We start from the raw sequence: 10,174 nt of genomic DNA on the forward strand, positions 1-10,174 counted from the left end.
GGCTGGCGCGCGGCACGCCGCGCACCCCCAGTCCGTGCATCCACACCACGGACCAACGCTCCGCCGATCTGCCGCTCGCGCCGCAGATCGACCCGCCCACTTCCGAGTTGGCGGATGTTCAAGTCTGCCGGGGCTTCCACCATCGGTTCGGTTTCCCTTGCCATGGCAAGCTCGCTCGCCGGGCCAGCCACAGGGTCGGAAGTCCCCGTCTGCCCGACTTTTATGGGTTCTGCTGATTTACGCCTCACCGGAAGCACCCGGCGCGACTCACCCACCGCTCGTCACCGCATGTTGCGTCACACGGTGCGCAGGGCCTTGCACCCTGCGAGATCAAAAACAGCAATAAAATCAAAGCACTCCTTTCTTTGATTAGGACCTGACGCACGTGAACGACCTCAATGTCATCGACCGCTTCATGCAGGCCTTCATCCGCTACATCGATAGCGGGTTCGGGCTGCTCGGCGGCGACGTCCACTTCCTGACCGTGACGCTCATCGGGATCGACGTCACGCTGGCGGGGCTGTTCTGGGCGCTAGGCGGCGACGACAACGTCATCGGCCGGTTCATCAAGAAGATTCTCTACATCGGCGCGTTCGCGTTCATCCTGAACAGCTTCTCGACGCTCGCCGACATCATCTTCCGTTCGTTCACTGCCGCCGGCCTCACCGCCGGCGGAGGCGGAATGACAGCCGACGACCTGCTCAAGCCGGGCCGGCTTGCCGGTGTCGGCTTCTCGGCCGCCTGGCCACTCCTTCAACAGATATCCGACCTCACCGGCCCGGTCGCCTTCTTCACGAACTTTGCGACGATCGCGGTGCTGTTCCTCGCCTGGGCACTGACGATCATCACCTTCTTCGTGCTGGCCGTGCAGGTCTTCGTCACGATCATCGAGTTCAAGCTGACCTCGCTCGCCGGCTTCATCCTCGTGCCGTTCGCACTGTGGAACCGCACCAGCTTCCTGGCAGAAAGGGTGCTCGGCAACGTCGTCAGCTCTGGCATCAAGGTGATGGTGCTCGCCGTCATCATCGGCATCAGCTCGAACTTTTTCACCGAGTTCGCGACGGCCGGTCAAGGCGAACCGGACCTGGCCGCTGCGGCGAGCCTGCTTCTGGCTTCGCTCACATTGTTCGGCCTCGGCATCTTCGGCCCCGGTATCGCGTCGGGCCTTGTCGCCGGCGCACCCCAGCTCGGTGCGGGCGCAGCGCTCGGCACGGCGGTCGGTGCGGCCGGCATCACGATGCTCGCCGGTGGCGCGGCCGTCGGCGGCGCGCGCATGCTCGGCGGTGGGGCGCTCGGCGCTGTCCGTGCCGGCACCTCGATGGGATCGGCGGCATCGACCGCGTATACGCTCGGCAAGGAAACCGCCCCGGCGCCGACGATGGCTGCTGGTCTTGGAGGCGTCGCGCGCGCCGCCGGCAATGCCGCGCGCGACCGCGCATCCAGCGCGCTTGGGTTGGGCGAAGCCGCTTCGCAAGGTCGGGCAGCGGCATGGAACGCGCTCAATCGCACAAGCGGCAATGACGCCCCGCAGCCTGCCGACAATGATGGCGCGCCCGGATGGGCGCGCGCCATGCGCAACCAGCAATCCGCCCGCCATCACCGCCAGATCGCGCTGCACACGCTCCAGCAGGGTGATCGCGGCGGTGCCTCCGCCACACCTGACATCAAGGAAAAGGACTAGCCGATGATCTTCAAACGCGCCGTCCAGCGCTACGGACGAACCCCTGAGCCGGAGACGCCGTACCAGCGTGCCGGTCAGCTCTGGGACGAGCGGATCGGTTCCGCCCGGGTACAGGCCCGCAACTGGCGGCTGATGGCGTTCGGTTGCCTCACGCTGACCGGCGGCCTTTCGTCTGCCCTAGTCTGGCAATCCATGCAGAGCCGTGTCACGCCTTACGTCGTCGCGGTCGATCGTTTGGGTGGGGCACGTGCCGTCACCGCGGCGGAGGTTGGCTATCATCCGACCGACCCGCAGATCGCCTGGCACCTTTCGCAATTTATCGCGCATGTCCGGGGGCGATCGCTCGATCCCGTGCTCGTGCGGCAGAACTGGCTCGAGGCTTACGACTTCACGACCAAGCGCGGTGCCCAGTTTCTCGATGACTATGCGCGCGGTGCCGACCCGTTCGGCAGCATCGGTGAACGAACCGTATCGGTGCAGGTCACCAGCGTCGTGCGGGCGTCCGACCGGTCGTTCCAGGTCAAATGGACCGAGACAGCCTATGAACGTGGCGCCGCGGCGGGAACGTCCCGCTGGACCGCGATCCTGACGGTAGCGATCAAAACACCCAGCGACGCCGACACGCTCCGCAAGAATCCGCTCGGCGTCTATGTCGATGCGATCGACTGGAGCCGCGAGCTCGATCCCCCGGCGCCGCCTCCATCCTCGACACCTGCCGCCGCGCCAGCCATCCCGCCCGGTCTGCCGCTCGGCTCGCCCCTCGATCCCAACCTCGCTGCGCCGGCGCAGCCCGCTCAGGAGACTCGCCCATGAAGATCATCCTCACCGCATCGGCGCTTGCCTTGTGTGTCACGCCTGCGTTTGCGCAGAATGTCACGGCGCCGGCTTCTGCGGCACCTGTGGCCGCGACCGTTAATCCGCCGACTGCAAAGGCGCCGGTCCGTCACGCGCGGATGCGAAAGCCGATCAGTCCGGCCGTCGCGCGCGTCGCCATCGCCAACCGCGCGGCGACCCAGCAGCCGCTGGCCCAAGCGTTCGTGAACGCCATGCAGGTCTACCCCTTCAGCGACGGGACGATCTACCAAGTCTACACCGCGCCCGGCGCCGTGACCGACATCGCCTTGCAGCCGGCCGAAGGCCTGATATCGGTGGCCGCAGGCGATACGGTGCGCTGGGTCATTGGCGACACGACCAGTGGCGCCGGTATAGACAAGCGGACGCACATCCTGGTGAAGCCGTTCGCGTCGGGGCTCGCGACCAATCTCGTCATCACGACCGACCGCCGCAGCTATCACCTTCAGCTCACCGCCACTTCGCGCACTGCGATGGCGGCGCTGTGCTGGACCTATCCCGCCGACCAATTGATTGCCCTACGCAAGGCTGCCGACCAGACGACCGCTGCGGCGCCCGTCGCTGAAGGGCTCTCGGTTGACAGCCTCCACTTCAACTATGTCGTGAGCGGCGATCAGCCTGCATGGCGGCCGCTGCGCGCGTTTGATGATGGGCGGCAGACCTTCGTCGAGTTTCCGGCGGCAATCGCCGTCGGCGAGGCGCCTCCGCTGTTCATCGTCGGCCCGACGGGCGAGGCCGAGCTTGTCAATTACCGTGTTCGTGGCCGCTTTTATGTGGTCGATCGCATCTTCGACTCAGCCGAACTCCGGCTCGGCACCAGGAAGCAACAGATCGTTCGCATCGATCGTGTCGCTGAAGGGATCAAGTCGCGGAAGGACAAGCGCTCATGACCGAGCCAGAAATCGCGCCCGCGCCGAAGGTCGATCCAGAGACCTTGGCAATCCGCGCAAGACCGGCGCGCGCCATCCGTTTTCGACGCGGCGTCATCGTCGCCATCGCCGCGCTGGGCTCGGTCAGTTTGATGGCGGTGGCATGGATCGCGCTGAAGCCGCGGGTATTCAGCGCCGTCGCTGATCGCCAGGAATTGTCTGAACCCAGCAATCGTCCGTCGGCCGACGCATTGAATGGGCTGCCATCGTCATACGGCAATGTCCCGAAGCTTGGTCCACCGCTCCCCGGAGACCTCGGCCGACCGATCCTCGAAAGCCAGCGCCGGATGGCGACGGAAACCGGATCAGGAAGCGATCCGTCGTCTCAGCAAGCTGCGCAGGAGCAGGAACGTCGGTTGGCCGAACTCAAAGCCGCGCGCGAGTCTGGCGTCTTGGTCCAAGGCCGTGCCGGAACCACCGCGCCGCCCGTCATAGACGCGGCGGCCGCGCCATCGTCCGCCCCGACACCTTCTGCCGGTCCGGCGCTTGACCAAGACCGCGATCCGAACGCGCAAGGCCGGAAGGCTCAGTTCATTGGCGCACTCGACAAATCCGGCGACATCAACCCGCACACGCTGACCGCCGCACCATCACCGTGTTTGCTGTCGGCGGGCAGTGTGATTTCGGCGAGCCTGATCACGGGACTGCGTTCTGACCTGCCGGGCCTCGTCACGGCCCAAGTGACCAGCCAAGTGTTCGACAGTCCGACAGGCCGCATCCTGCTCATTCCGCAGGGGGCGCGGCTGATCGGCAGCTATGACAGCGTCGTGGCGTTCGGCCAGAAGCGCGCATTGATCGTCTGGCAGCGGATTGTTCTGCCCGATGGTAGATCGATGGGGATCGATAACGTGCCGGCGACCGATGCCTCGGGCTATGCTGGGCTGCAGGATAAGGTCGATTTCCACACATGGGCGCTCCTCAAGGGCGTCGCTCTTTCCACGTTGCTCGGGGTGGGCTCCCAGCTGTCGGTGACAGGCGAGAGCGACCTCGTCCAGGCGATCCGGCAATCGACCCAGCAGAATGTATCGCGCGCTGGGGATCAGCTCACGTCGCGCAATCTCAATATTCAGCCGACGATCACGATCCGGCCCGGAGCGATCGTCCGGCTCGTCCTCCACAAAGATCTCATCCTCGCCCCTTGGCCACCGGAGGAGAACATCCATGGCTGATCTGAAGCTCAGCAAGCTGCCCGACCGCACCCCCGTAAAACTTACGATCGTTATCCCACCGGATCTGGCCGAAGCACTCGCGCGCTATGCAGCGCTTTATAAGGAGATCTACAAGCAAGAAGAGACCGTTGCGGAGCTCGTGCCAGCAATGCTGCGAACGTTTCTGGAAAGCGATCGCGGCTTCACCAAAGCGCACGCGACTTCGCAGACTAAATAGCATGCGCTCTTAGGCCGCCAGATCATGAAAGCATCCGATAAGCGGCCTCCGCCTGCGGAATCCGGGGTGCCTCGCTACCATCCTCAGTTGGTCAACTTCGTTCGCGCTCTGGCAAGGGCGGCAGCAAAGGAGTATGTTGAGGCCCACTCTGGAAATGGTGCCGAGGACGCCTCCCCAGAAGGTCAGGATGACGAAGATGAAGGTTGCGCTGTACGCCCGGTACTCAAGCGATAGTCAACGCGACGCGTCGATTGCTGATCAACTTCGCATCTGCCGCGCCCATGCTGAGAAGCAAGGCTGGCAGATCGTGGAGGAGTATACCGACCATGCTATGTCGGGAGCGTCTCTGCTGCGCCCGGGAATCCAGGCCCTTCTTAGCGATGCTGTGAAGGGGCGTTTCCAAATCGTGCTTGCCGAGGCGATGGACAGACTGTCGCGCGACCAAGAGGATATCGCCGGGCTGTTCAAACGAATGGCGTTCGGAAGCGTGAAGATTTTCACTCTGTCCGAGGGTGAAGTTAGCCACCTTCATGTCGGGCTCAAGGGAACGATGAATGCCCTTTTCCTAAAGGATCTCGCGGACAAAACTCGGCGTGGTCTTCGAGGTCGCATCGAAGAGGGCAAATCCGGCGGAGGCCTTTGTTTTGGTTACGACGTCGTACGCAAGTTCGATGCAAACGGTGAACCCGTCCGTGGAGACCGCACAATCAACGAGGCCGAGGCAACTATCGTTCGCCGGATTTTTCAGGAATATGTCGCCGGCAAATCATCCCGGTCGATCGCTTGGGATCTAAACAAGGAAGGCGTTCCGGGACCGCAAGGCGCTCAATGGGGAGCGTCGACGATCCACGGCAACCCGAAGCGCGGAGTCGGCATACTCAACAACGAACTCTACGTCGGTCGACTCGTCTGGAACCGGCTACGCTACGTCAAGGATCCCGACACCGGCAAACGCGTCTCGCGGCTCAATCCGGAGAGCGACTGGATGATCCGCGACGTTCCGGAAATGCGGATTGTTGGGCAGGAAACATGGGATCAGGCCAAGGCTCGTCAGCAAAATCTGTCGAAGGATACGCAAGCCGCTTCCGATAACTTCCTCAACGATCGGCGCCGCCCAAGGCATCTGCTGTCAGGACTGTTGAAGTGCGGATCGTGCGGCAGTGGTTTTTCCATGATCTCCAAGGATTTGCTCGGCTGCTCGTCGGCACGGAATAAGGGCACCTGCGGCAATCGATTGAACATCAGACGCGATGCGCTTGAAGCATCGGTTCTCACCGGATTGCGCACGCATCTGTTGGAGCCAGAGTTATTTAAGGCGTTCTGCGACGAGTTTACGCGAGAGGTGAACCAACTTCGGATGGAGCGCGACGCCACGGCAGGAGGCTGGCGGAATGAGCTCGAGCGCGTCAAACGCGAGCTCGATAAGGCCATCCAGGCGATCCTCGACGGCGTCCCGGGAGCCGTCCTGAAGGACAAAATCCGTCTTCTCGAAGAACGGAAGGCGCTGCTGGTTGACCTCGTTGCCAATATCGATGAGCCGGCGCCTCTCCTGCATCCCAATATGGCCGAGATTTATCGACGGCGGATTGCGGAGCTTCACGAGCGGCTGTTCGACAATGAAGGCAAGGCTGAAGCTGTCGAAGTGCTTCGCACGCTGATCGACGAAGTGACGTTGATCCCCGAGGGTGACGAACTGACGATCGCCTTGCGCGGAGATCTCGCGGCTATCCTCACATTTGCGTCAAACAAGAAGAAGCCCAGTCCCCTTTCGGGAGCCGGGCTTATGGACGACTTGTTGTCACCGGTATCGTTGGTTGCGGGGACAGGATTTGAACCTGTGACCTTCAGGTTATGAGCCTGACGAGCTACCGGGCTGCTCCACCCCGCGCCAAGGTTCACACCCGCTGGTGAGCGGGTGTTGTGACATGTGAATGGGTTCTGCTGGATGTGTTTTTCGTGATTGTATCACCGGCTTCAATGCCTGGCGACGACCTACTCTTCCATTGCTTGAGCAATAGTACCATCGGCGCAGTCAGGTTTCACGGCCGAGTTCGGGATGGGATCGGGTGGGGCACTGACGCTATAGCCACCAAGCAATGAGGCCGGTGAGACAGGCCGGGCAGCTTGTGGCTGCCCGGCCAACCCTTGCGGGTTGTCTCGAAAAACGGTTCCAAAATCGATGCACGCTTTACCTGTTGTTACAGGTGGTTGTTCTTAGGCGTTGCAATTTGATCATCCGACGATCGCGGACAATGCTGGTTTCCCAGGATTGTCGTTGATGGTGGGACTCTCAAGCGCAAATAGAGCAATTAGTATCGGTTAGCTCCATGCGTTACCGCACTTCTACATCCGATCTATCAACGTCGTGGTCTCCGACGGCTCTATGAAATCTTATCTCGAGGGAGGCTTCCCGCTTAGATGCTTTCAGCGGTTATCCCGTCCATACATAGCTACCCTGCTGCGCTCCTGGCGGAACGACAGGTACACCAGAGGTATGTTCAACCCGGTCCTCTCGTACTAGGGTCAACTCCTCTCAAATTTCGACGCCCACGGCAGATAGGGACCAAACTGTCTCGCGACGTTCTGAACCCAGCTCACGTACCACTTTAATTGGCGAACAGCCAAACCCTTGGGACCTGCTCCAGCCCCAGGATGTGATGAGCCGACATCGAGGTGCCAAACAACCCCGTCGATATGAGCTCTTGGGGGTTATCAGCCTGTTATCCCCGGCGTACCTTTTATCCGTTGAGCGATGGCCCTTCCACGAGGGACCACCGGATCACTATGACCGACTTTCGTCTCTGCTCGACTTGTCAGTCTCGCAGTCAGGCTGGCTTATGCCATTGCACTCTAACAGACGGTTTCCAACCGTCCTGAGCCAACCTTCGCGCGCCTCCGTTACTCTTTAGGAGGCGACCGCCCCAGTCAAACTACCCGCCACAGAGGGTCCCTGATCCAGTTTCATGGATCGAGGTTAGACATCAGAAAACAACAGGGTGGTATTTCACCTATGGCTCCACACCGGCTGGCGCCAATGCTTCAAAGCCTCCCACCTATGCTACACAGTTCTTTCCTAATGCCACTCTGAAGCTGCAGTAAAGGTGCACGGGGTCTTTCCGTCTAACCGCGGGTACTCCGCATCTTCACGGAGAATTCAATTTCGCTGAGCATGTCCTGGAGACAGTGGGGAAGTCGTTACGCCATTCGTGCAGGTCGGAACTTACCCGACAAGGAATTTCGCTACCTTAGGACCGTTATAGTTACGGCCGCCGTTTACCTGGGCTTCATTTCGCAGCTTGCACCACTCCACTTAACCTTCAGGCACCGGGCAGGCGTCAGGCCCTATACGTCGTCTTGAAGCCGACTTAGCAGAGCCCTGTGTTTTTGCTAAACAGTCGCTACCCCCTGGCCTGTGCCCCCTCAAAGTGCTTGCGCATAGTGAGGGCCTCCTTCTTCCGAAGGTACGGAGGCAATTTGCCGAGTTCCTTCAGGACACTTCTCTCAAGCGCCTTGGTATACTCTACCTGACCACCTGTGTCGGTTTCGGGTACGGTCTATACGGTGGGGCTATTTCCTGGAACCTCTTCGAAGCCCATCCAATCCAATAAGGATGAACAACTCACGAGATCCGTCACACACCACCAGGCCCACGAATATTAACGTGGTTCCCATCGACTACCCCCTTCGGGCTCGTCTTAGGGGCCGGCTCACCCTGCGCGGATTAGCCTTGCGCAGGAACCCTTGGTCTTTCGGCGAGAGGGCATCTCACCCTCTTTATCGCTACTCATGTCTGCATTCGCACTTCCGATACCTCCAGGACCCATTACCAGATCCCTTCACTGGCTTACGGAACGCTCCGCTACCGCGTGCATTGCTGCACACCCTAAGCTTCGGTGCGTGTCTTGAGCCCCGTTACATCTTCGCCGCAAAACCTCTTATTTAGACCAGTGAGCTGTTACGCTTTCTTTAAAGGATGGCTGCTTCTAAGCCAACCTCCTGGTTGTTTTGGAAGTTTCACATGCTTTCCCACTTAGACACGACTTGGGGACCTTAGCTGTAGGTCAGGGCTGTTTCCCTTTTGACGACGGACCTTAGCACCCGCCGTCTGTCTCCCGGATATTACTCGCAGGTATTCGGAGTTTGGTTAGGTTTGGTAGATCTCGCGACCCCCTAGCCCATCCAGTGCTCTACCCCCTGCGGTATTCATCCGAGGCACTACCTAAATAGTTTTCGCGGAGAACCAGCTATTTCCCGGCTTGATTGGCCTTTCACCCCTAAACACAACTCATCCGGTAACTTTTCAACGTTAATCGGTTCGGACCTCCAGTGCGTGTTACCGCACCTTCATCCTGGTCATGCCTAGATCGCCGGGTTTCGGGTCTAATACATCAAACTTAGTCGCCCTATTCAGACTCGCTTTCGCTGCGCCTACACCTACCGGCTTAAGCTTGCTTGATACATTAAGTCACAGACCCATTATACAAAAGGTACGCAGTCAGGCCACATGAGCCCTCCTACTGCTTGTAGGCAATCCGTTTCAGGTACTGTTTCACTCCCCTCATCGGGGTGCTTTTCACCTTTCCCTCACGGTACTAGTTCACTATCGGTCGCATACGAGTATTTAGGCTTGGAGGGTGGTCCCCCCATGTTCAGACAGAATTACACGTGTTCCGCCCTACTCGAGTCCTGAAGTCTCACTTTCGCATACGGGGCTGTCACCCGCTATGGCCAGTCTTTCCAAACTGTTCTGCTAGTTGAACTCCAGGCACTGGCCTGGTCCGCGTTCGCTCGCCACTACTAACGGAATCTCGGTTGATGTCTTTTCCTCCAGCTACTGAGATGTTTCAGTTCGCCGGGTTCGCTTCACGAAAGCTATGTATTCACTTAAGTGATACCTAGCCCCATTTAGCTTGCCCCGCCCGGTAAACCGGTCGGCTCAAGTTAAACGGGATAGGTGGGTTTCCCCATTCGGAAATCTGCGGGTCAAAGGTTGCTCACACCTCACCGCAGCTTATCGCAGCGTGCCACGTCCTTCATCGCCTGTATGCGCCAAGGCATCCACGAATTGCCCTTACCTTACGCTTGAGAGTCCGCACCACCAACGACAATGCTGGGCTGACCTCCGAGGAAGCCAACCAAAACTCGGCAGAGCAGCAATGTCACAGTATCTTGGTGCGGATGATTAAAATGCTCAGCCTAATAACTTTTAGCAACGATCCGATCGATCACAGCCGAGGCGAACCTCAGTGCAATCTTTCAAACCGCTACCGTTACGGCATCGATTTTAAGAACCCATTCACAATGTCAAACAGAGAGCCACGCTCTC

The 10,174-nt window shown here is 59.9% G+C and carries 6 protein-coding genes, 1 tRNA gene, 2 rRNA genes and 1 pseudogene; 6 read left to right on the forward strand and 4 right to left on the reverse strand.

The window, feature by feature from the left end; translation table 11 throughout:
• Positions 1-385 precede the first annotated feature (385 nt).
• The 6 genes and pseudogenes from trbL to NDN01_RS18720 all read left to right on the forward strand — a co-directional run.
• Positions 386-1,681 carry a P-type conjugative transfer protein TrbL gene (gene trbL, locus NDN01_RS18695; RefSeq protein ID WP_272623240.1) on the forward strand — a complete coding sequence of 432 codons (1,296 nt, stop codon included), beginning with the start codon at positions 386-388 and terminating at the stop codon, positions 1,679-1,681.
• 3 nt (positions 1,682-1,684) lie between these two features.
• The gene (trbF, locus tag NDN01_RS18700; protein ID WP_272623241.1) at positions 1,685-2,494 is read left to right on the forward strand and encodes a conjugal transfer protein TrbF; all 810 of its coding nucleotides are present in this window, start codon (positions 1,685-1,687) and stop codon (positions 2,492-2,494) included.
• A complete protein-coding gene (trbG, locus tag NDN01_RS18705; protein ID WP_443025145.1) occupies positions 2,491-3,423 on the forward strand; it encodes a P-type conjugative transfer protein TrbG in 933 nt (310 codons plus the stop codon). The genes trbF and trbG overlap by 4 nt, the downstream gene beginning before the upstream one ends.
• Positions 3,420-4,631 (forward strand): TrbI/VirB10 family protein, encoded by a 1,212-nt coding sequence (locus NDN01_RS18710; protein ID WP_272623242.1) that lies wholly within the window; start codon positions 3,420-3,422, stop codon positions 4,629-4,631. Before trbG ends, NDN01_RS18710 begins: the two co-directional genes overlap by 4 nt.
• A complete protein-coding gene (locus NDN01_RS18715) occupies positions 4,624-4,848 on the forward strand; it encodes a DUF2274 domain-containing protein (protein WP_272623243.1) in 225 nt (74 codons plus the stop codon). Before NDN01_RS18710 ends, NDN01_RS18715 begins: the two co-directional genes overlap by 8 nt.
• Before the next feature lie 196 nt (positions 4,849-5,044).
• A pseudogene (locus NDN01_RS18720) lies at positions 5,045-6,073 on the forward strand (recombinase family protein); the annotation flags it as partial.
• 81 nt (positions 6,074-6,154) lie between these two features.
• On the opposite strand, the gene NDN01_RS18725 reads toward NDN01_RS18720, so the two are convergent.
• The 4 genes from NDN01_RS18725 to NDN01_RS18740 form a co-directional block, all read right to left on the reverse strand.
• Positions 6,155-6,448: a hypothetical protein gene (locus NDN01_RS18725; RefSeq protein WP_272623244.1), complete on the reverse strand. Its 294-nt coding sequence runs from the start codon at positions 6,446-6,448 to the stop codon at positions 6,155-6,157.
• Between the two features lie 211 nt (positions 6,449-6,659).
• A tRNA-Met gene (locus NDN01_RS18730) sits at positions 6,660-6,736 on the reverse strand.
• A gap of 91 nt (positions 6,737-6,827) precedes the next feature.
• Positions 6,828-6,942: ribosomal RNA gene (rrf, locus tag NDN01_RS18735) — 5S ribosomal RNA — on the reverse strand.
• Positions 6,943-7,137: 195 nt separating this feature from the next.
• A 23S ribosomal RNA gene (locus NDN01_RS18740) occupies positions 7,138-9,933 on the reverse strand.
• Positions 9,934-10,174 lie beyond the last annotated feature (241 nt).

The sequence above is a fragment of the Sphingomonas sp. QA11 genome (genome assembly GCF_028473665.1).
Taxonomy (GTDB): domain Bacteria; phylum Pseudomonadota; class Alphaproteobacteria; order Sphingomonadales; family Sphingomonadaceae; genus Sphingomonas; species Sphingomonas phytovorans.